Below are 21053 nucleotides of genomic sequence, written 5' to 3' on the forward strand. Positions count from 1 at the left end.
TTCTATCGCTTCGAGAGCACGGTCAACTGGCCCTCGTTGATGGTTACTTCGTTGCCGCGGAGTACGACTTCGGCTCCTGCGCCGGTCGCGATGACCACGGCCTCCCTGGTGATGCGGATGTACGCGCCGCCCTGAGCCTGGAGCAGGATCCCCTGCTCGGCACCGGCGGTGTCGTTCATGACGAGCTTGTGCGCGGCCGGTGTCTGTACGACGACTGGCTTGCTGGGCGAGTTCGCCGCCAGTTCACGCCGCGCGTCGGGCGGCAGCTCCTCGGCCGTGCCGTACCAACACCCGGTCCACACGGGGAAGCTGGGGTCCCCCTGCTCGAACTCCACCCACACGCCCGCGCCCGGCGGCGGCACCACGAACTGCCCGGCCTCGGGCCCGGTGAACGGCAGGCACGGAAGCGCCCAGGTGGACGCCTCGTCACCGAGGACGTCCGGGACCTCGACGGTGATACGGCCGATGCGCAGCGGATCGTTGTTGTCCACGACCCGGCCGCGGAACTTGCCGAGGTAGCTGTTGTTGGGTGCCGCCATGCTGAACTACTCCTGATCGGTGGGTCGTTCGTGCTCTTACGGCCGGACGTAGTCGCTGCGCGCCTCCAGCCCCTCCCTGGAGAGGGTGAAGTTCTGCTGGAAGGACCCCGGCCGCAGGTTGTGCGTGACGGACTTGACGTAGTAGTCGCCGTCGTAGGCCCGCCCGGAGCCGCGCACGCCCACCAGTTGGCGGGGCTGCAGGATGTACCCGTGCCGGTTGACGTCGAGCGACCCGGACCCGGAGACGACATCCGCCGACACGGCAGCCCTGGCGAGGAGTTCGGCCTCGGCCTGCTCGCGCTGCTGCTTGGCGGTGCCGGAGAGGGTCTTGCGCTTGAGGGCAGGGGTGGGCCGGCGGCCGAGGGGCGGCCGCAAGGGGCTGATCGGCGGCTGGGGCAGGAGCGTGGACTGCCGGGTCCCCGGATCCTGCCACCGGGCCTGAGGCTCTTCCCGCGCGGTCCCGTCGTAGGCGAACGTCAGCTGATCGACGGTGGTATTGGCGTCCATGTTGACGTTGAGGGCGTGCTGCCGGATGCCGAGGCGGACCTCGGGTCCCCAACGGGCGGAGGACTGGCCGGGGTTGGGCCCGGGGTCGAGGTAGAAGGTGTACCCGTTGGCGCGGGCGAGATCGGTGACGTACTGGAGGTCGGTGCCGGTCTGGTAGTGGACGCGGAGGTCCTGGTGCGGGGGCTGGGTGATCTTCTCGGCGTAGACGTCGGGCCGGATGCCGTAGTCGGAGTAGCGCCGCAGGATGCTCAGAACCCGCTCGGAGGGCGGGAGGTTGGGGTACCGGGCGGTCCGCTCCTCCAGATCCATCAGCAGGGTCAGATCCTCGCCGGTGACGGTGAGGGTGGAGTGGCCGGGCTGGTTGCTGGCACCGACCTCCTGCCGCACGATGAGCCCGTCGAAGAGCACGTCGGGGGTACCCCGGACGCTGACCGTGACGATGATCCGCGTCTTGGGATCGAAGAACCCCTCGGGCAGGAGCCGCTGGTTGATGACGCCGGTCTTGGTGAGATCGAAGGCCAGCTGGAACCCGCTGCGTTCGCCGGCGGTGGCGGTGATCTGGGCGGACAGCAGGGCCTCGGTCACCTCGGCGGGCACGGGCCGGGCGAGCTTCGGCCCCATGAGGAGCGTGATGTGGACGGAACCCTGCCCGACGGGCTGCTCAGACACGCCGGTGCCCTCCGGGCGCAGGGATGTCGATGACCCGTCCGACCCCGGCCTGGTCCGTCAGCTCCCGTGGATCGAGTACGGGATTGGCGTCGGCGATCCGCCACCACTGGCCGGGGTCGCCGAAGTACTGCTGGGCGAGCAGATCAGGGCGCTCCCCTGACCCCACGACATGCTCTTGCGTCTCCTGCACGTCGAGCGGAGGCAGTAACCGGCGCTTGGCGTAACGGACTTCGGTCCCGTCTTTCTGGACGTGTATGCCGATCTCGGCGTCGTGGTACCGGCTGCTCCGCGGATAAGGATGGGCCCCGGGTATCGCGCTCAGGGCACTCTCGTAGGACTCGATGTCAGCCATGACGGTGGCCCGTCAACCCCTTCCACTCAGCACGTCGGCACCCGGCAGCCCGAGGGCCCCGAGACTCCCGCCGCGCGCGGCGGCGGCGAGCCGCTCCTTCTGCGCGAGGTGGGCCATGTACAGATCGGCACCGCGGTGCCCGGCCGGCAGATCACTTACGGTGAGGATCTTCATCCCGATGCTCAGCGAGGCCCGAATCGGATTGAGATTCACGTCGAAGGCGGACTCATTGACGGAAAGCTCGGTGAGCCGCACGGGCATGACCCGCTTGCTGCCCCACGTGAACAACGTCAACGGCATCTCGATCGGACTGATCTCAATGGTCCCGTTCTGCGCGAGCCGACTGGCGGCGCGCAGCTGAGCGGTGGTGGGCTGCACGAGCATTTCGAGGGTCGCGAGCTGCGGGTGAATCCCGTCGGGCGCCGCGATCTCCAGCTGATCGGTGGCATCGATCTCGGCGGTGAACTTCCAGGTCTCCTCGGCGGGACCCTTGAGGCGCAGGGCCTCGTTTCTGTCTCCCCCACCGCTGCCTCCACCGCCACCGTCCCCGCTGTCGCCGGCGGTCTGGGGGGCGATGCTGCGCTCCAGGGTGTCGGGGTTGAACTGGAGGACGATGATGCGCTGGGGGGTGCCGGTGTCGGGGTCGACGACGACTATGCCGGAGCGGATGGGTTTGGGGATGTCTGCGTAGCGGGTCATGCGTCACCCAGCCCCGCGCGACGATAGACGTGCACAATCTTCTCCGCTTCTGCCCGCACGCGTTCGTCCGCGTCGCTCTCGGCCATCACCTTGACGATGGGGAAAAGCTCGGGCCATTCCATGTACGCGGTGGCTCGGGCGGCCGCGGCCCGCACCATGGGCTGTTCGTGTGCCATCGCGTGAGCCAGCGGCGGCATGAATTCCGGCGAGTGGATCGGTGGAGCGCCCAGGCCGAGCCGGAAGACGGACTGGGCCAGGCGGCGCGGGTCGGCCTCCTCGTAGGGACCCTCGAGGAGTTCCGCCGAAGACCAGATGTCCAACTCGCGTTCCGCCTCCTCGAGCAATTCTCCCAGCCGTTCACGGTCGGTACCGTAGAAGAAGCAGGTGAATTCCCCGGAGGCGCGATCTCGCGTGACCTGGAAGTGGTTTTCGTCATCCACCACCCAGATTCTGGACATTCTTCCGGTGCCACTGTCCTCTGTGGGTTGCTCGGCCCAGCCGTGCCGCTTGGCGAAGGCCTCGGCCGCTGCCCAGTCACGCTGCTTCAGCACCAGGCGCCGGGTGCGTGTCGGAGCATGATTCGGCATGTGATCCCTCTTATCTCTTTCCGGTGACCAGGGCCTTGCCGGCCCTCTTGCTCTAGTTCAGTCCGTGAGCGTCCAGGATCTCCTGCCTGATCTTCTCGAACACGTCTTGCTTGACCTTCTCCGGTGACATGTCGTCGCTGAAGTCGAAGGTGTAGCCGCTGAGGAACATCTGGATGTACCTCGCCTCGCGTTCAGCCAGGTCCTCGCCTCCGATCAGAGGTTTCTTGCGGTTGGGCGCGCCTGCGATGCCCAGCTTTTCCTGACCCCGTTGCTTCCTGAGATCCTTCTGCTCGTCCTTGGTGTTCGCGGCATCCAGTTTCTCTTCGTAGCGCTGGACGAGTTCCTTCAGCTGGTCTTCCTTGCTCTTTCCACCGACCCAGGCATCCTTGCTCGGAATGGCCTTCTGAGCGCCTGGGGGAGCCACGGGGTACGCTTCGAGCGCATTCTTGATCAGCGCTGAATCCCCCCTGGCGGCACCCCGGGCCAGCAGCTTGGCGAGCATCGCAGAGTAAACCCTGGATGATTCATCCCTGCGCTTCTCGCTGTATCCGGTCACGGTCATCAAGGTGCGCATCTTATTGCGCTCCAGCTCGCTCACCTGACGGCCAGGGCGGTCCCCCCGGAAGGCCTTCAAGTACTCCCCGCCCAGTTGCTCGAGGTAGGCATATCCGTGCACGCCTTCCCGGGCCGCGAACTTGCTGTAAGGCGGAGCGTCGCCGCGCACTTGCCCTTCCTGGCGCATATGGGCCACCGTGTTCACGCCGCCGGCCATTTCATGCATGGTGACGCCGCCGCCCTCACCCTCGAACTCGAGCCCCCAACTGCCGGGCATGTCGTACTCCACGTGCTCCCCAGTACCCACTTTCTTCCCGGTGGCGGGATCCTTCCGCTGCTTCTCACGGGTTCCCTTCTCGTCGCCGAACCGAGGGAACGCGCCTTCGGTCTCCAGATCGTCGAGGTACGAGGTCAGCTCACCGAAGCTCGATCCCTCGTTGGCCGTGACCTTCGTGACCTTGCCGGTCTCCTCGTCGCGGGTGTCCTGCGCGGGACTGCTGAGATCCTTCTTGGCGGCCGACTTCCCCCGCACCTCGGCCGACAGTTCTCGGATGAACGCGAGTGCTTCCCGGGGCTCGATCGTGACGCTCGTTCCGGGAACCACGATCTGCGGCGGACTCGCCCACGCCTGAATGGTGAACTTCCGTCCGGCACTCGCCGCCACGCGGGACAGCCGGTACCAGGACCGCATCGCCGTGAGGGTGGCGTTGAGGATGCGCGGTGGCACTCCCTTGCGCAGCATGACCTTGAGGATGGGGCGCATCCGCGCCACCGCCTTGGCCAGCCGCTCGTCGTGGTTCTGCTCCTTCTTCCGCTTCTTCTGGTCCTCTTGCCGACGCTTCTGACTGGCCCTGTCCCTCTTGTGGTCGCGCAGTCGGTCCTTCTTCTTCTTGAAGAGGTTCCGCAGCTTCGACGCGCCGTTCTTGAGCGCCTTGCCGACCTTCGACTTCTTCAGTTTCCGGCCGAGTGTCTTCGCCGCGTTGCCGACCTTCTTCAGTGCTGACTTCACAGCCCCCTTGGCCTTCGCCAGGGTCTTGGCAGCGGGAGACTTGGGCTTCCTGGGCCTGGTTGGCTTGGGGCCCTCGATCTCCTTCTTGGTCGACGTCTGCGGTTTGGTGTCCTTGTCCGCCGAGGACTTTCCGTTCGCCGGCTCCGACTTGGTGTCCTTCGGCTTGGTGGCTGCAGGGTCCGTCTTCGGGGGTGACTTCGGGGGCGCCTTCGGCGAAGCTCCGTCCTTGGACTTCACGGGAGACTTCAGGTCAGGCGAAGGCTCGCCCTTCGGCTTCCGGGCGATCCCCGGCTCGCCGAGCCGCTGTCGCGCCCTCCGCATCGCCCCCCGAGCCGAATTGACCGCCGCCCCCGCCGCCTTCTTCGCCCCGCCCCCGACCTTCTTCAGGCCGTCCATGATCTTCTGGGCCATGCCCTTGAGGCGCTTGCCGACGCCCTTTGTCGCTGAAGACAGCTTCTGTAGGAGGAAGTTGGTGATGAAGTCCAGGAGGGCCACGACGCCCGCCGCGACCGCCTCCGCGAACAGGCAGGCCGCCGGGCCCGCCTTGACCGCCTTCAGGTAGGCCCAGAACTTGCCGAACGCCGACAGGATCGAGCTGACCGTCGACCACGCCGCCATCAGGCCCTGGATGATCGTGAGGATCGCGCCCGCCGCCGGGACGATCATCGACACGACCTTCTCGATGACCAGCGTCGCGATCATCATCGGGAGCGAGGCGATGATCGCGTCCCAGGCCATCTTGCCGATCTGTTTGATCGACACGCAGCCCTTTACCAGGACGTCGATCACCGCTTTACCCAGGCCGAGGATGCCCTCGACCTTCGTGTCGAACCAGCCCTTCACCGCCACCTTGATGGCGCCCCAGAGGTGGTCGGTGATGCCGGTCTTGGCCGAGCTGCCCGCCTTGGAGATCCAGCCGCCCGGGTCGGGCGCGATGTCGGCGACCAGCGCCGCGAACTTCCCCAGCGCCTCGATCGCCGCCTGCGCGAACTTGATCGCGCCCACGATGATCGCCTGGTAGGCCTTGATGACCGCCTTTACGCCCGCCTCCAGGACGTCAAGCAGTTTGTTCAGGCCGGCGGCAAGGGCGTCCAGCAGCGCGTTGACCGCCTTCTTCAGGCTGTCCGCCAGCTGGTTGACCTTCGCGATCGCCGCGTCCCGCAGGCCCTCGATCGCCTTGCGGAAGCGGTCCCGGAGTTCGGGGAAGGCCGCCAGCAGCTTGTCGCCTATCGCTATCAGGACGTCGGCGAGTGCGTTGATCGCCTTGATCGCCAGATCGCGTACGAACTCGATGGCCTGGTTGGCCCACTCCTTGAACTGGTCGATGATCCCGTTGACGGCCTTGCGGGCGGCGTCGAAGACCGCGGTGACGGCGGCGAGCAGGCCCTTGAAGAAGTCGGCGACCTTGTCGGCGATCCAGCCGAACAGGCCTCCGGAGGGCTTCTTCTTCTCCTCCTTCTTCTTCTGGGCCTCCTTCTCGGCGTTCTCGCGCTCGGTGTCGATCGAGGCGTTGTCCTTGTCCTTGCGCTCGCCGACCTCCTTGTCCTTGTCGTCGCGGGCCTTGACGATCTCCTTGTTCTTCTTGCCGTGCTCGTCGTCGGACTGCTTGTCCGCGTCCTCGACCTTCTTGTCCTGCTCGCCCCGCCAGTCCTCGCGCTGCTTCCGCGTCTCCTGGGCGACCCGGCCGCGTTCCGCGGTCTGCTGCGCGGTGTTGCGCTCGACCTCGCTGTTGATCTCGGTCTGTTTGTCCTGCTTGGCCTGCTGCTCGCTCTGCTGGTGCTCCTTGTCCTTGGCATCGAGGTCGCCCTGCGCCTTGCCGGCGCCACCGGTGATCTCGGTGCCCTTCTCCTGCTTGGCGACGGCGCCGACGCCGGCCTTCGGCGCGGGAGTGGCCTCCAGCGCGCCCGCCTTGCCGCCGCCCGCGCCGCCGGAGGCCTTGCCGCGGAGCTGTTCCGCGGGGGCGTTCGGGAAGATCTGGTCCTCGCCGAGCGGCTTGGCCGCGTCCTCGCGGCCCGTCGTCTGCAGGTCGGACTGCTTGTCCTTGAGCGCCTTGGCCTGGTCGTCGGTGCGGGTGGGGTCGCTGGCGCCTTCGAGACGGATCTTGGGCGCCGGGCCCACCGTCTTGTTCTCCAGCTCCGGGTCGGTCGTCGGGACCGCGTCGGCCGCCGCCTCGACGTTCTTCGCCTCGGCCTCGCTGAGCCCCTTGTCGGGCACGGCGGGGGCCGCCGGCGGCGGAACGTCGGCGGTGGCCTCCTTGCCCTCGGCCTTGTCACCGCCCTTGGCCTTCTGCTTGTCGCCCTGGTCCTCCGGGCCGATCCGTTCCACCTTGCCGGTGACCTGAGCCGCCTCGGGTGCGGCCTCGGGCGGCGCCGAACGCGTCTGCGGCGCCCCAGAGGGACGTTCGCGCGTCGGCGGGGCCGCGTCGAGCCGCTGCTGTTCCTCGCCGATCTTCCTGTCCGCGGCCCTGTCGACTCCGGGCATGGCGGCGGCCGCCTGGTCGGGCGCCAGCCTGCTCACTGTCTGCACAGCGGCCTTGGGGTCCTGCCCCGAGACGTCCGGCGGGTCCTCCTGCTTCTGTTCGGGCGCGGCCTCGCCACCGCCGCCCCCGCAACCGCCCTGCCCGCCCTCGTCCTTCTCGGGTGCGGGTGCGGGCGGCGCGCAGCCACCGCCGTCCTTCTCCAGGGACGCCTCGGGCCGGGGCGCGTCCGTGTCGGAAGCGGTCTGGCCGGGCCCGTCGCTCTGCTCGGCGGCCGGGCTCACCGCCGCCTGAGTGACGGACGGTGCGGCACCGGGTCCGGCAGCGGTCGTCGGTCCGGTCCTCTCGGCGGCACCCACGGGTCCGCGCGGCGCGGCGCCGGGCCCGCTCTCCTTGGGTACCTGGCTCTTGGCCTGCGGCGCCTCGCGCTCGGACCGGGGCGGTTCGGCACCGCGCCGGGCGGCGGGCGAGGGGTCGCGGTCCTCGACCGGGGTCTTGGGGGTCTGCGCGCCCGCGGGCTTGGACACAGCCGCCGCCACCGGGCTCACCACGGTGGGCGCGGCGGCCGACGGGGATCCCGCGGTCGTACGGGACTCCGCAGCCGTACGCTCCCGCTGCTCGCTCTTCTCCGCCTCCGCGTCCTCGGCGTCCGGCTTCTCGTCGTCGTCGGTCCGGTCTCCCTCGGCGGACTCCGGCTCCTTGTTCTGCTCCTTCTCCTGCTGCTGCTCCGGGTCGGGCTTCTCGGCCTCGGCCTCGGGCTGTTCCTTGTCCTGGGTCGCGGGGTCCTGGCCGACCTCCTGGTCGAGCGGCTTGTCGGTCTCCTGGAGGTCCTTGGTGCCGCGGTCCTGGGCCTGCGCGGCGGGCCCGTTCTCGGGCTGCGGGGCCTCGCCCTCGACGGGTCCCTCGTCCTGGCCCGGCGCCCTCTGCTCCGGCCCGGCGGCGTCCTCGTCCGCCTCCTGGTCCCGCTTCTCCCGCTCCTGCTCGATCTTCTCGGCCTTCGTCGGCGGCGGGGCCGGGAAGGAGGGCAGCGAGGGTTCGGCGGCGCCCGGTGCGAGCTTGTCCGCGGTCGGTACGGCGGACAGGTCGAGGTCGGCCTCCGGCAGGTAGTCCTCCGGCTTGATCGCGGGTTCCTGCTCCGCACCCGGCGCCCGGCCGCCCTCGTCCTCGCCGCCCGCGACCTCCTGGTCGGCGCCCGCTTCGAGGCCCAGCGGCCTTTCCTCTTCCCGCGGTTCGGCCTCGGGGCCGCCGTCCTCGTCCTTCTCGTTGAGCCCGTGCTCGGACAGCGCGGAGTCGGGCTGCTCGGCACGCTCGTCGGCCTTCTCCGGGCGTACGGGACCGGGCTGGGCCTTCTGCTTCGGGTCCGGTTCCTCGCTCTTCGACCCGGCGCCCGGCTGGGTCTGGTCGTCCCGCTCCTTGCGCTTGTCGGTCCCCGGCGCGCTCGCCTGCCGCGGGTCGGCCTCCTCGCGGTCGCGCTGCTCCTTGCGCTCCTCCTTGGCCTGCTCCGTGCCCGCCTGCTGTCCCTGGGCATGTTGGTCGGCGGCCTGGTCGGTGCGCTCGCGGTCGCCGGCCGCCTGCTCGTCCGTCTGCTGCTGCTCTTCCTTGGCCTGCTGCCGGGAGGCGTTGCGCTCGTCCTCCTGCTCCGTGCGCCGGTCGGAGTCCTGCTCCTCGGTGGCGGCGTCCGAGCGGACCCGGCTGCGGTTACTGCTGCTCTTCTCGTCGCGGGTCTTGGCGTTCTGCTGTTCCTCGCGGGTGTCATCGGCGCGCCGGTCGCCGGACCGGCGGTCGGACTCCTGCTTCTTTTGCCACTGGGTGCGTTCGACGCCGAGCGCCTCGAAGAGGTCGGTCTCGGGCAACGGCGTCTCGGCGGGCTGGAGTTCGACGGGACCGGGGCGGGCCTGGTCCGCGATCTCCAGGAGCCGGTCGTACTCGGGGGTGAGCAGCCGGTTCTCCAGCCGGTCGACGACCGCGTCCTCCAACTCCTCTGACATGCGGGCCAGTTGGAGCCGTACCCGGCCGGAGGCGTCGGTCGGGTCGCCGCGCAGGGAGCGCAGCACGTTGCCCGCGAGCCGGTCCACGAGGGTCGCCGGGTCGACGGCCTCGGCGCGCATCCGGTCGGCGTCGACGGTGGCGTAGCGCAGCCAGCCCGGGGTGGCCTGGCCCTCCTCGACCTGCGGGGTCTGCTCCAGGGCTCCCGGCTGTACGACCGCCTGGGCAGCCGCCTCCGCCTCCCGCTCGATGGCCTGCTGCGGCAGGCTCACGGCGCCGAGCTCGCGGCCGGCCCGCAGCGCGCCGAGGCCGTGCGGGTTCTGCACCGTGTGCTGCAGCTCGTGGGTCAGCAGCCGGCGGCCCTCGTCGGTGCCGGGCCGGTAGGCGCCCTCGCGGAAGAAGACGTCCTGGCCGACCGCGACCGCGTCCGCCCCGAGCAGCTCGGTCAGCTGCCCGGCGTCCCGGCCGGTGTGCAGCCGTATCCGACCGAGATCGTGACCGAGCTGCTCCTCCAGCTCCCGTCGCAGACCCGGGTCGAGGGGTTGTCCGGCGCCGCTGACGATGTTCTTCGGCTCGGGCGCGCGGGACTTCGCGGCCCGCTCCTTGCGCTGACGGCGCCGCTGCTCGGCGGCCTGCTCCGCACGGGCGTCCTGGGTCCGGGAGCTCACCGGCTCACCTCCCCGTGACCGCTCAGCCCCTCGTGCACGGCCCGCGCCAGCTCCTGCCCGAGGCGTCGCGCGGACAGTCCGGCGGGCAGGGGCGGCAGCCCGGACAGCGCGTCGACCGCGAGGGGGCCGTCCGCCGCCAGGGGTACGCCGTGCAGCCGTACCAGCCGGGTCAGTTCGCTCTCGAACGCGGCCGAGACGCGCTCCGGATCCGCCCGGAAGCCGTCGAGTACCAGCTCCCCGATCTCCACACGGATCGCCGAGGGCTCCCGGTCCCGCGAGTGGTCGCGCGAGTGGTCGCGTGGGAAATTCACACCCATCCGCGCACCTCCGTGGGCGTCAGCGAGCGCTCCAGCTTCAGGTACTCGGTGCGGGCGGCGGCGAGCATGTGCCGCATCTGCAGCCGGTCGCCCTCTTCGGCGGCCAGGAAGGCCCCGGACAGGGCGATGTTGCGGATCGAGCCGCCGGCGACGGTGAGCTGGGCGAGCAGCGACGCGTCGATGCCCTTCACCGGGGCCTGCGGCGGCAGCACGCGGCGCCAGATCTCGGCGCGCTCGTGCTCGGCCGGGAAGGGGAAGTCGACGACGAAGCGGATGCGCCGCAGGAAGGCCGTGTCGAGGGCGTTCTTCATGTTGGTGGTGAGGATGGCCAGACCCCGGTAGGCCTCCATCCGCATCAGCAGATAGCTGACCTCGAGGTTGGCGTACCGGTCGTGGCTGTCCTTGACCTCGCTGCGCTTGCCGAACAGCGCGTCGGCCTCGTCGAACAGGAGCAGCGCGCCGCCGCGTTCGGCGGCGTCGAAGACCCGGCGGAGGTTCTTCTCGGTCTCGCCTATGTACTTGCTGACCACCTGCGACAGATCGATGACGAACAGGTCGAGGCCGAGTTCCTTCGCCATGACCTCGGCGGCCAGCGTCTTGCCGGTGCCGGAGCCTCCAGCGAACATCGCGGTCACGCCGAGGCCGCGGCGCAGGGTGGCCGCAAACCCCCACTCCTGGTGCACGGTTGCCCGCTGTCGCACATGCGCCACGATCTCGCGCAGCACGCTCGTCTGCCGCTCGTGCAGCACCAGGTCGTCCCAGCCGGCCTGCGGCGCGATCCGCCGCCCCAGCTCGTCCATGCCGATCCGCGCCTCGTCGAGCCCGGCGCGCCAGGCGAGTTCGGCGGCGTCCAGCTCGTCCTCGTGCGGCAGCCGGCGGTGTACAGCGGCGGCCGCCGAGCGCACGACGTGCGGCGGCAGCTGGAACTGGGCGACCAGGGACCGCAGTTCGCTCTCGTCCAGATCCACCCCCTCGAACGCGGCGGCCCACAGTCCGAGTTGCTCCTCGTCGTCCAGTCGCGGCACGACCACCCGGGCCCCGTACGACCGTTCCGAGCGCAGTGGATCCTCGCTCGACACCACCACCGGTACAGCGGCCCCGGCCAGGAACGACTCGGTCGCCGCCCGTTGGTCGCGGTCCAGTTCACCCACCTCGACGAGCAGCGCCGAGGGCAGCAGAACCGCCTCACGCTGCCACAGCCGGGCGAGCCGGTCGCGCTCGACCGGGTCGGACGGCACGTCCTCGGCGCTCATCGAGTAGAGCCCCAGTCCCGAGCGTGCGGCCGCCGCGGCGGCGAGGTCGGCCCGGCCGCGCAGGTCCCCGCCGGTCACCTCGACGAGCGGCGCGTCGGAGTCCGCCGCCGTCGCCCAGCCCTCGGCGAGCCGGCTCGCGGCCAGGTCGTACGACGGCGTCAGCTCCTGAGGCGCCGGCGTGCGGCGCAACTGGCCGTGCAGTCGTGCGTCCAGATAAGGCGAGCCCAGCAGGAAATGCAGGATGCGCTCGTCGAGGCGCAGCCGGGAGGTCGTCAGCCGCGACTCGTCGTCCAGCTCGACGATCCGCCAGCGCCTGAGCGGCGCCACGGGCGTCAGGGCACTCCAGTGCGGCTCGGCCAGCGCGGCCAGCGCGAGCGAGAAGGTGGGGTACGTCCGTTCGGGGTCACCGCTGGCGGCGGCACATCGGGCGGCGGTCGTGGGCTCCAACTCGGCGGCGGCGGTGAGAAGTACGAGGTCGCGCTCGAAGGGCGTGATGCTGAAGCAGGAGACGAGGGCGTCGAGCGGGGCGGTGCCGGGGCCGCCGGGCGCGGTGGCGAGTTCGGCCCCGGGGACACCGCCGCTCCCCTGCGTGACCCGTGCCGCATGCGCGTCGACGCGGGCCAGGACGCGCCGGATCTCCGCGGTCAGCGTCGTACCGCCCGGGTCGGCGTCCGCCGCGTTCTGTTCGTACGTCCCCATGTCCTCACCTGCCCCCGTCGTCTCCATGCCGTGTCACTCCTGTGCGGGCTTGGCCGCCCGGGGCGCTGTCTTGCGCGTGCGTGCCGGGGCCTTGGCCGGGGATTTCGCCGCGGCCTTCGCGGGGGTCCTGGCTGCCTTCTTGGCGCTCGGGCGGGCCGGGGGTTCCGTCTCCTGCTTCACGACGTCGCCTGAAGAAGGCTCATTTGATGTCACATCAGGAGTCGGCTCCGCCCGCGGAGGGACCGGCGCGCCCGGCGCCCCGAACGGCAGCACCCGTACCTCCGGCCGCTCCACCGGCTTGCCCGCCACCGGAGTCTCCCGGCCGTCGATGAGGACGAGGGCCGCCTGGTAGACCACCGACAGGGTGTAGGGCGTCTGGTAGAGCATCCCCCACAGCTTCGACGTCTCGTCGACGTCCATCACCGTCGGCGTGAACCGCACGCGCTGCGCCGACTCGGCGAGATCGCTGCCCGCCAGGTACGGGCGTTCTCCGGCGAGTTCGATGATGTCCTTCGGCAGGACCGGTATCTCGTGCAGCGCGCGCACCACGGAACCGATCAGCCGCTGCCCGACCAGCTCCGTCTCGTCGCCGTACGCGGTGATCAGGAAGTGCAGGTCGAGTGCCGCGACGGGCCGCTTGACCAGCGTGCCGTCGGCCGCACGCGTCGGCAGGTCGTTGTTGCGCCGCGAGGTGTCGGGCGTGACCTGGTAGAGGAACACGGAGATGGTGGGCTCGGTCGGCGGGTCGGCCGGCGGCTTGCGCGGCTCGACCTTGACGGCCATGTCGATCTCGGGACCCAGGTTGGACTCGATCAGCAGGGCGAGGGCCTGGGTGACGTGCGCGAGGGCAAGTGCGTTGCTCATGGCGTCAGTTCCTCGGTTCCTCTCGGCCTGCTGGTCGTCGTACTGATCCGTGTCCGCGGTTCACTCGCGCCCCCGCGCCAGGTATTCCGTGAGGCTCAAGGTGGCTCCGGCCCTCCCCGCGGCGGGCGTCCGGGGCCGTCCGGCGCCGGGCGCCTCGCCCGCCGTCACTTCGAGCCGCCCGATCTGTACCTGCACCACCTGCTCGGTGGCGCGCGCGGGTCGCCGGGCCGCGGCCTGCCGTACGGCGTCGCGCGTTGCCGCCGGGCCGGCGGCGCTGGGGGGCAGCGCCGCCGACACGGCGTGGGGAGCGGCGTCCCTGCCCGGGGGGAGGGGCACGGACACCGCGGTCTGTGCCGGATCCCGCTCCGCGCGCACCGCCGCACGCCGCCCGGTGTCGGGCAGCGGTCGCGGCGCCGGCGCGACGAAGGTGGCGGGACGCGGCAACGGCGCCTCGGCGCGGGCCGGAGCGGCCGGACGCGGCCCCTGCGGCTCAGCCTCCCGCTCCGCGTGTACGACGGTCCGCTCCCGTTCCGTGTGCGTCCGTGCCGCCACAACCGTCGGCGGCGGCACATCCGGCAGCGGGACGGTCGGCGGCGTGGCCGCGGGCCACAGCAGCGCGTCCTCGCCCGGTGCCGGTGCGGCGGCCCGTACCGCCTCGACCCGCTCGAACGGGCCGGGCAGCCGGGGCCGTACCCGCGCCGCGGCCTGTCGCGAGGCGGTGTGCCGCGCGAGCAGCCGGTCGAGGAAGTCCGGCGAACCCCCAGGGGCCTCGGAGTCAGACATCCGCACACAGCTCCAGGTAGTAGCGGCGCCGCGTCGGGCTGAGCGCCAGGATCTCCGGCTCGCTCCAGCCGTAGGCGGTGGCGAGCAGATGGACGTCGAGCAGCACGTCCCGTGCCCAGGCGTCCAGTTCGGTCCACAGGTAGGTGGCGATGTCGAGCTCGGCCCGGGTGGCCTGCCCGCACTCGGGGCAGGCCACGTTGAGCGCCAGGTCGGCGCCGGGGTCGGCCGCCTCGACGGCCTCGACGATCCGGCGCTGCACCGGCGCGGGCAACTCCCCCGCCGTCACCGCCGTCCCGTCGCGCACCGCCGAGACCAGGCACCGCGCGAGCAGTGCCGAACGCGGGTCCGCCGCCCGGGTCGCCGCCGTCAGGTCGGCGACGCCGGGCAGCCTGAACTCGACGTCCCAGCCGTCCTGTTGCACCCGCACGGCCGTCTCGCCGCGCCCGCCCAGGGACCCGGCGAGCTCTCCGGCGTCCAGGTCGAACTCCATGTCCTCCCCGCACGCCCCGCACGCCAGGCGCACCTGCATCCGCTCGCCGAACAGCGCCCGGCGCAACGCGAACAGGTCCGCCTCGCGCTCGCCCACCGGCAGTGCCGGCAGCCGTTCCGCCCCGACGTCCGGTCGTGCCGTGCGGTGCAGCAGAAGCGCACGCCCGACCGGAGCCTCGCCGAGACCCGCCTCCCAGGCAGCCAGCAGTTCAGCCGCCCCGGTGATCACCATGCCCACCCCGATTCCCTCGACCAAGCAGGTCGCGGCGGTTCGGCAGCCCCCTTGGGGCGCGGAGAACTGCGCGACCAGCCACGACGAAGCCGCAGACGAACGACGACCCATCGCGGCACTTCCGGCGGAGCGCTCAGGCCGGGTTGAGGAACGAGGGCTCCTCCGGCTCGGGCACCTCGTAGTCCCGCTCCCAGCCCTCGCACTCGAGCTTCAGCGACTGGATGGCCACCGCGTTGGCGTTGGCGTCCAGTTCGCCGAGGACCTGGTACTCGCTGGGCCAGGTCCGGTACAGCTTGTGCGAGACGGCGACCTGGCCCGCCTCGTTGAGGACCTGGATGACGAGGTCCTTGCGGAAGTCCGCGAGGGACACCTCCGAGCCGAGGCCCGCGCCGACCTGCCAGACCTTGTTGGCCCAGCGGTCGAACTCGGGGTCGTGGGTCACCCCGCGTTCGAGGGTGATGCCCTCGAACTCCGAGCGGCCCGGCGACTTGCGCGGGGAGGAGGGGTCGCCGCCGTGGCGGTGCTTGACGACCTCCGTGGTCCGCTTCAGCGGACTGATCTTGCTGATGCCGGCGACCGTACGTCCGTCCCACAGGACCAGGAACTTGAAGTTCTTGTACGGGTCGAAGCGATGGGCGTTGACCGTGAACTCAGCCATCGATTTCCTTCAGCTCTCCCTGGATCCCGGGCCGCTAGAGAGCGAACTGCCCGGACGTCTGCTGGATCTTGACGACCACGAACTCGGCCGGACGGACCGGTGCGATGCCGACGAGCACGTTGACGATCCCGTTCGCCACGTCCTCGTCCGTCGTGGTCTCGCTGTCGCACTTGACGAAGTACGCCTCCCGCGGGGTGCTGCCCTTGAAGGCGCCCTGGCGGAAGAGCGTGTGCAGGTACGAGGAGGCGGACAGCCGGATCTGCTGCCACAGGCTCTCGTCGTTGGGCTCGAACACGACCCACTGCAACCCGCGTTGGAGGCTCTCCTCCACATGCAGCGCGAGCCGCCGCACGGGCACGTACTTCCACGCGCTGTCGAGGGCGTCGGAGCCCTCCAGCGTGCGCGCTCCCCACACCAGCGGGCCGGCCAGCGGGAAGGTGCGCAGGCAGTTCACACCGAGCGGGTTGAGCAGCCCTGTCTCGCGGTCCGTCAGATCGACGGTCAGGGAGCGCACTCCGACGAGCTGCGCCTCCGTACCGGCCGGTGCCTTCCAGACACCGCGCTCGGAGTCGGTGCGCGCGATGACGCCGGCGACCGCGCCGGACGGCGGGAAGGCGCGCAGCCGCCCGGTGAGCGGGTCGGTGAGCTGCAGGTGCGGGAAGTACAGGCCCGAGTGGTTGCCGCGCACGGCGTCGAAGGCCGACAGGCCCGCCCGCGCCGAGTCCACGCTCACCCAGGTCGCGGGCGCGTCGACCAGCAGGAAGATCCGCCGCTCCTCGCACAGCCGCTGAGCGGCGGACACGACGGTGAGCGCGTCCTCGGTCTTCTCGTACGACGCCAGCTCCGGCAGCGAGAGCAGGTTGACGTCGGCCACCCCGCGCAGCGCCTGGACGCCGGTCTTGTCGGCCTCGGAGCCGATGAGGTCGCGCGGGCCGGGGGCCTCGCCGTCCTCGCCGCCCTCCAGCGGGAACACCGGAGGGTTGACCGAGGCCTCCAGGCCCAGGTCGTTGGCGCACTGACCCAGGAAGCGGACGACGTCCTCGGGGTCGGTGGAGCCCGCGACGACCTGGACGCGCCGGCCGAACGCGGTGACCTCGACTCCGGCGAAGGCGTGGCGGCCCGGCGCGTCGGGCAGTGCCCGCAGCTTGCGTTCCAGAAGCAGCGCCAACTCGGCCACGGAGGACGGGGCTTCGCCGTCGCAGTCGGCGTCGTAGAGCTTGAACTCGCGCTCCACGTCACCGATCTTCACCGTCACGTCGACGGCCAGGTCGGGCAGTTCGCGACCGAACGGCTTGGAGACGGTGCCGGACGGGTCGGGGCGTCCCTCGCCCACGGCGTCCACGCGGACGAGGCGCGAACCGGCGTTGATCACGGTGGGCGCGTAGGTTCCGCTGCCGGCGTCCATGGACAGGCCGGTGAAGCTCTCGCGGGCGTCGCCCCTGGCGTCGTGGACCCGCAGGTTGAAGGTCTCGTCGGGGCACGTCGTGTCGTAGTCGACGGCGACCCGCAGACTGTTGCCCCACACGCCGGGTTCCTTGGCGTGGACCTCGAGGACATGGCTCTCGCTGCGGCCGTCGGTGGACTCCAGGACGACGCAGGCGGTCTTTCCGCTGCCCGCCCTGGCGACCCGGACGATCACGGCGACGGAGCCGCCGTTGCCGAAGAACTGGTGCACCGCGTAGGCGAGCGGGCTCTGCGCGCTCAGCCCTCCGAAGCGCCGCTCGAACTCGGTGAATCCGGTGACGCGCACCGGCTCGTTCAGCGGGCCGCGCCGGGTGTGTCCCACGAACGCGGTCACCGAAGTGGTCACGGCGGAGACGGCGCGGGTGCTGCTGGGAAGTTCTTCGACGTAGACGCCCGGGTAAGTCGGCCTCGCGGCGCTCACGGCATTCGTCGGCATTCCCCCTCCTATCCCTTCTCGGGCACCGGTGAAAGGCACCAAGAGGCGGCAGAGGGGGAGGTGTGGCAAAGGGCGGCGCGCGGCGGTCTCCGGACGCGTCATGCCGCGCCGGTCCGCACACCTCGTATCAGCTTCCCCCGTCGATGCCCCGGACGGGCGGCCGCCCGGGTCAAGCACGCATGCTTGTGACTCCTGATGCTCAAGTGCTCACCCACCTTGGGGAGTTGGGGGTTGCGGGAGCAAGGCATGTTTACGCCAGCCCGAAAGTCGGTTCGATGAAGAGGTGCCTGTGCGACCTACACACGATGCGCACGTGTCGGAGCAGGTGGTTCACGAATCCCACACAGCGGATGGTGCAGGGGAAGGGAGCCCATGTCCTGACGTACCTCACAATTCTGGCGGCGACGTGGCTCCGCACCAGTTCGCACGGCTCTCCTGCCCTTGCGCCTTACGGAGACGCACGAAGAGCGCTGTGGCCGATTCCACCGGGGCGGCCGCGGCGCCGAGCGCCCGGCCCTGCGCGCCGGCGCCGAGCGGAACCTCAAATGAACCTCTGAACGTCCCCCCTCCTGGGTTCGGTGGTGTCCGCCGGGGTCATGACACCGGCATCGCACGGCACACGGCCGGGGTGGAGGAGGGGAACCATGCAGCGGATCGAGCGTCTGGGTACGGGCATCGGCTGGCGTCCGGAGATCGCGGAGGCCGTGGAGGCGATGCCCGGCATCGACTGGGTCGAGGCCGTCGCGGAGAACGTGTGCACCGGGCACGTCCCCGACTCCCTGCTGCGGCTGCGCGAGCGCGGCGTCACCGTCGTGCCGCACGGCGTCTCGCTCGGCCTCGGCGGCGCCGACCGGCCCGACGAGGGCAGGCTCGCCGACCTCGCGGCCCGCGCCGAGGCCCTCGGTTCCCCGCTCGTCACCGAGCACATCGCGTTCGTACGGGCGGGCGGCGCGCTCACCGCGTCGCAGCCGCTGGAGGCCGGCCATCTGCTGCCGGTCCCGCGCACGAGGGACGCCCTCGACGTGCTCTGCGAGAACATCCGCATCGCCCAGGACGCACTGCCCGTCCCTCTCGCCGTGGAGAACATCGCGGCCCTGTTCTCTTGGCCCGGCGAGGAGATGACGGAGGGCCAGTTCCTTTACGAACTGGTGGAGCGCACCGGCGTCCACCTGCTGATCGACGTGGCGAACCTGCACACGAACCACGTCAACCGCGGCGAGGACCCGGCGAAGGCTCTCGGTGAACTGCCGGTCGAGGCCATCGCGTACGTGCATGTGGCGGGCGGCTTCGAGCGCGACGGCGTGTGGCACGACAGCCACGCGCACCCCGTACCGCGCCCCGTCCTCGACATCCTCGCCGACCTGGCGTCCCGGGTCTCGCCCCCCGGAGTCCTCCTGGAGCGCGACGAGAACTTCCCGGCCCCGCAGGAGCTGGAGCGTGAACTCGACGAGATCAGGCGGACGTTGGCGACCGCGCCCGCCGAGGGGCGCACCGTGCGGCCCTCCTCGGACACGGCCTCGCGGGACACCGGCGCTCCGCAGGACACCGACCCCGTCCGTCAGCGGCTCGCGCTCGCGCAGGCCGCGCTCCTGTCCGCCCTCGTCGCGGGGACCCCCGCACCGGAGGGGTTCGACCGGGTGCGGCTCAAGGTCCAGAGCCGGGCACTGTGCGCCAAGCGGGCAGACGTCGTGGCGAAGGTGGCACCCGAACTGCCGGAGATCCTCGGCGCGGCCGCGTACCGCCCGGCGTTCCTGTCGTACGCGCAGTGCCGGCCCATGACGGGCGGCTACCGCCGGGACGCCCTCGACTTCGCCGAGCATCTGCTCGACTCCGGCGGACCCGGGGACGCCGGGGCACGGCGGGAGCTGGAGCGGTGGTGGCGGGAGCGGTCGGGGCCCACCCCGCCGGCCGCACACCCGGGGGCACGCTTGGTGCGCGCGGCGCGGTCCGCCCTGCACCGGGGCCGTCCGGCTCTCCGGTCGGCCTGAGCGCCACCACCCCGCGCTCGTACCGCAGTTGACGTATTCCCGGGGTTACCCGAGCCCGCGTCCGCGAGGCGGACTAGCGTGCGGTGCCGCACCAGGAGGCACCATGCGCACCCGATTCGTCAACGGCACCGGACTCATCGTCGCCGGGCTCGTCACCACGCTCGCCGCTCTCGTGTTCCCGGTCTGGTCGTACGCCGACCGCTCCGGCACGGGCGTGGACCTGCTCGACGAGGGGACCGTGTCGACCAGATTCGGCCCCCTGTCGGCTCTGGACCGCGAGTTCGTCACGAAGGTGCGGCTCGCGGGGCTGTGGGAGCTGCCCGCGGGCCAGCAGGCCGAGGCGAGAGGGACCAGCACGGGGGTGCGGACCGCGGGTGAGCACCTCGTCGAGGGGCACACCTTCCTGGACGCGCGCGTGCGCGAGGTCGCCGCGCGGCTCGGCCTCGAACTCCCTAACCAGCCCAACAGCCAGCAGCAGCACTGGCTGTCCGAGCTGAGCGCGGCGCGCGGCGACGACTACGAGCGGAAGTTCACCAACATCCTGCGCCGGGCCCACGGGAAGGTCTTCTCACTGGTCGCCCAGGTCCGCGCGACGACACGCAACTCGCTCGTACGGGACCTGGCGGACGACGCGAACAAGACCGTCCTCGATCACATCAAGGTCCTGGAGTCCACGGGCCTGGTCGACTTCGACGCCCTCGCTCGGGACGCCGCCGGCGCGAGTACGCCACCGGAGACCCGCTCCCCCGCCCCGCCGGGCCCCGTGGCGTCGCCCGTACCCCCGACGCCCCTCTCCCCGTCCCCCTCCTTCCCGCTGCCCCCGGCGGCCTCCCGGCCCAAGCCCTGACACGACAAGGGGAGGTGAGGTGAGGAAAACGGAACGTCACATACGGACAACGCTCTGTCCATATGGTGAACAACCCGTGGCGCCACCCGAAGAGGTGGCATAGAAAAACGCCATGTTCTGGCTTCTGTTCCTGCTCATGGCCTGCGCCGCGGCCTTTCTGTCCTGCGCGCGTCTCTGCCTCGCCGCCGCGCACGCCGCGCACAGCGAGCCCGCCGGAGGCGGGGCGCACGAGCTGACGCTGTACGAGGCCGCGTTCCTGTCGGGCGGCCCGTTCCGGGTCGCCGATCTGACCCTCGTCTCGATGGCGCGCAGCCGGCGGCTGCTGCTCGCGCACACCGGCTGGGCCACCGTGGTCGACCCGGTCGGCGGCGACGACATCGAGCGCTCGGTGATCGGCGCCATCGGGCCGGAAGGGCAGTCCCGGATAGGGGCGGTGCGCCGGGCGACGGCGGCCGCTGACGCGGTACGGGCGCTGGCCGACCGGCTCGTCGCGGCGGGCCTCGCCGTGCCGGACGGCGCGCGCGGCGGCGTCGCGGGCGCGGTCCGCCAGGTGCGGGCCGCAGCCCTCGCCGTCGTGGTCCTGGCCGGAGTGTCGCTCACGATGCCGGGCGGGGAACCGGGCGACGGCGTGCTGGTCGCCGCGTGGTTCGCGCTGCCCCTCGTCCTGACGCTGTCGTGTCTGGCGATCGCCCGCTTCGAGGTCCACCCCTACACGCGCTGGGCCTCCCCCACCGGACAGCGGCTGCTCGGCGCCCTGCCGAAGGGCGTACGTGACGGGGTCGGGGAGGCCGCGCTGCTGACCGCCGTCGCCGTGCACGGCGTCCGCGCGGTGTCCGACCCGGCCCTGCGCGAGGCCTTCGGGACGGCGCAACGGGGTCATTGAGCCGACACCGGCAGGCCGGTGCTTTACTTCGTCAACTGCCGCACGAAGTATCCCCTTTGTTCGCGTCTGCTCCCGGCAGGCGGGTGACAGCCC

16 protein-coding genes are annotated in these 21053 nt (G+C 71.1%); 3 read left to right on the forward strand and 13 right to left on the reverse strand.

Annotated features, from left to right (window positions below; all coding sequences use genetic code 11):
* Positions 1-2 precede the first annotated feature (2 nt).
* From OG456_RS08400 to OG456_RS08460, 13 genes are all read right to left on the reverse strand, one after another.
* Positions 3-539 carry a phage baseplate assembly protein V gene (locus OG456_RS08400; protein ID WP_266558733.1) on the reverse strand — a complete coding sequence of 179 codons (537 nt, stop codon included), beginning with the start codon at positions 537-539 and terminating at the stop codon, positions 3-5.
* Between the two features lie 36 nt (positions 540-575).
* Positions 576-1715 carry a hypothetical protein gene (locus tag OG456_RS08405; protein WP_266558735.1) on the reverse strand — a complete coding sequence of 380 codons (1140 nt, stop codon included), beginning with the start codon at positions 1713-1715 and terminating at the stop codon, positions 576-578.
* On the reverse strand, positions 1708-2067 hold the full coding sequence (locus OG456_RS08410; protein ID WP_266558737.1) for a hypothetical protein: 360 nt from the start codon (positions 2065-2067) through the stop codon (positions 1708-1710). The genes OG456_RS08405 and OG456_RS08410 overlap by 8 nt, the downstream gene beginning before the upstream one ends.
* Positions 2068-2079: 12 nt before the next feature.
* Entirely contained in the window at positions 2080-2766 is a 687-nt protein-coding gene (locus OG456_RS08415; RefSeq protein WP_266558739.1) for a hypothetical protein, read from the reverse strand.
* Complete coding sequence (locus tag OG456_RS08420; protein ID WP_266558741.1) at positions 2763-3317, reverse strand: HEAT repeat domain-containing protein; 555 nt, start codon at positions 3315-3317, stop codon at positions 2763-2765. Before OG456_RS08420 ends, OG456_RS08415 begins: the two co-directional genes overlap by 4 nt.
* 88 nt (positions 3318-3405) lie before the next feature.
* A complete protein-coding gene (locus OG456_RS08425) occupies positions 3406-10047 on the reverse strand; it encodes a DUF4157 domain-containing protein (protein ID WP_266558743.1) in 6642 nt (2213 codons plus the stop codon).
* Positions 10044-10364 (reverse strand): hypothetical protein, encoded by a 321-nt coding sequence (locus OG456_RS08430; RefSeq protein WP_266558745.1) that lies wholly within the window; start codon positions 10362-10364, stop codon positions 10044-10046. The genes OG456_RS08425 and OG456_RS08430 overlap by 4 nt, the downstream gene beginning before the upstream one ends.
* Complete coding sequence (locus OG456_RS08435) at positions 10355-12316, reverse strand: ATP-binding protein (protein WP_266569123.1); 1962 nt, start codon at positions 12314-12316, stop codon at positions 10355-10357. Before OG456_RS08435 ends, OG456_RS08430 begins: the two co-directional genes overlap by 10 nt.
* A gap of 33 nt (positions 12317-12349) precedes the next feature.
* Positions 12350-13180 carry a DUF4255 domain-containing protein gene (locus tag OG456_RS08440; protein WP_266558747.1) on the reverse strand — a complete coding sequence of 277 codons (831 nt, stop codon included), beginning with the start codon at positions 13178-13180 and terminating at the stop codon, positions 12350-12352.
* Between the two features lie 60 nt (positions 13181-13240).
* Positions 13241-13963, reverse strand: coding sequence for a hypothetical protein (locus OG456_RS08445; protein WP_266558750.1), 723 nt, complete (start codon positions 13961-13963; stop codon positions 13241-13243).
* Complete coding sequence (locus OG456_RS08450) at positions 13956-14684, reverse strand: hypothetical protein (protein WP_266558754.1); 729 nt, start codon at positions 14682-14684, stop codon at positions 13956-13958. The genes OG456_RS08445 and OG456_RS08450 overlap by 8 nt, the downstream gene beginning before the upstream one ends.
* Positions 14685-14817: 133 nt before the next feature.
* The gene (locus tag OG456_RS08455) at positions 14818-15342 is read right to left on the reverse strand and encodes a phage tail protein (RefSeq protein WP_100591276.1); all 525 of its coding nucleotides are present in this window, start codon (positions 15340-15342) and stop codon (positions 14818-14820) included.
* A gap of 34 nt (positions 15343-15376) precedes the next feature.
* Entirely contained in the window at positions 15377-17242 is a 1866-nt protein-coding gene (locus OG456_RS08460) for a phage tail sheath subtilisin-like domain-containing protein (protein ID WP_266558757.1), read from the reverse strand.
* 644 nt (positions 17243-17886) lie between these two features.
* On the opposite strand from OG456_RS08460, the gene OG456_RS08465 reads away from it, so the two are divergent.
* The 3 genes from OG456_RS08465 (at position 17887) to OG456_RS08475 (ending at position 20960) form a co-directional block, all read left to right on the forward strand.
* Positions 17887-19230 (forward strand): DUF692 domain-containing protein, encoded by a 1344-nt coding sequence (locus OG456_RS08465; RefSeq protein ID WP_266558759.1) that lies wholly within the window; start codon positions 17887-17889, stop codon positions 19228-19230.
* Between the two features lie 103 nt (positions 19231-19333).
* Entirely contained in the window at positions 19334-20077 is a 744-nt protein-coding gene (locus OG456_RS08470; RefSeq protein ID WP_266558761.1) for a DUF4142 domain-containing protein, read from the forward strand.
* Positions 20078-20189: 112 nt separating this feature from the next.
* On the forward strand, positions 20190-20960 hold the full coding sequence (locus OG456_RS08475) for a TIGR04222 domain-containing membrane protein (protein ID WP_266558763.1): 771 nt from the start codon (positions 20190-20192) through the stop codon (positions 20958-20960).
* Positions 20961-21053 lie beyond the last annotated feature (93 nt).

It is taken from the genome of Streptomyces sp. NBC_01446 (assembly GCF_026340095.1).
Classification (GTDB): Bacteria; Actinomycetota; Actinomycetes; order Streptomycetales; family Streptomycetaceae; genus Streptomyces; species Streptomyces aureus.

What these genes read in the sequence shown, in the direction of transcription:
- OG456_RS08470 (WP_266558761.1), top strand. Translation starts at nt 19,334, where the DNA reads ATGCGCACCCGATTCGTCAACGGCACCGGACTCATCGTCGCCGGGCTC.
- OG456_RS08445 (WP_266558750.1), bottom strand. Translation starts at nt 13,963, where the DNA reads ATGTCTGACTCCGAGGCCCCTGGGGGTTCGCCGGACTTCCTCGACCGG.
- OG456_RS08440 (WP_266558747.1), bottom strand. Translation starts at nt 13,180, where the DNA reads ATGAGCAACGCACTTGCCCTCGCGCACGTCACCCAGGCCCTCGCCCTG.
- OG456_RS08475 (WP_266558763.1), top strand. Translation starts at nt 20,190, where the DNA reads ATGTTCTGGCTTCTGTTCCTGCTCATGGCCTGCGCCGCGGCCTTTCTG.
- OG456_RS08450 (WP_266558754.1), bottom strand. Translation starts at nt 14,684, where the DNA reads ATGGTGATCACCGGGGCGGCTGAACTGCTGGCTGCCTGGGAGGCGGGT.
- OG456_RS08410 (WP_266558737.1), bottom strand. Translation starts at nt 2,067, where the DNA reads ATGGCTGACATCGAGTCCTACGAGAGTGCCCTGAGCGCGATACCCGGG.
- OG456_RS08455 (WP_100591276.1), bottom strand. Translation starts at nt 15,342, where the DNA reads ATGGCTGAGTTCACGGTCAACGCCCATCGCTTCGACCCGTACAAGAAC.
- OG456_RS08430 (WP_266558745.1), bottom strand. Translation starts at nt 10,364, where the DNA reads ATGGGTGTGAATTTCCCACGCGACCACTCGCGCGACCACTCGCGGGAC.
- OG456_RS08460 (WP_266558757.1), bottom strand. Translation starts at nt 17,242, where the DNA reads ATGCCGACGAATGCCGTGAGCGCCGCGAGGCCGACTTACCCGGGCGTC.
- OG456_RS08400 (WP_266558733.1), bottom strand. Translation starts at nt 539, where the DNA reads ATGGCGGCACCCAACAACAGCTACCTCGGCAAGTTCCGCGGCCGGGTC.
- OG456_RS08435 (WP_266569123.1), bottom strand. Translation starts at nt 12,316, where the DNA reads ATGGGGACGTACGAACAGAACGCGGCGGACGCCGACCCGGGCGGTACG.
- OG456_RS08415 (WP_266558739.1), bottom strand. Translation starts at nt 2,766, where the DNA reads ATGACCCGCTACGCAGACATCCCCAAACCCATCCGCTCCGGCATAGTC.
- OG456_RS08465 (WP_266558759.1), top strand. Translation starts at nt 17,887, where the DNA reads ATGCAGCGGATCGAGCGTCTGGGTACGGGCATCGGCTGGCGTCCGGAG.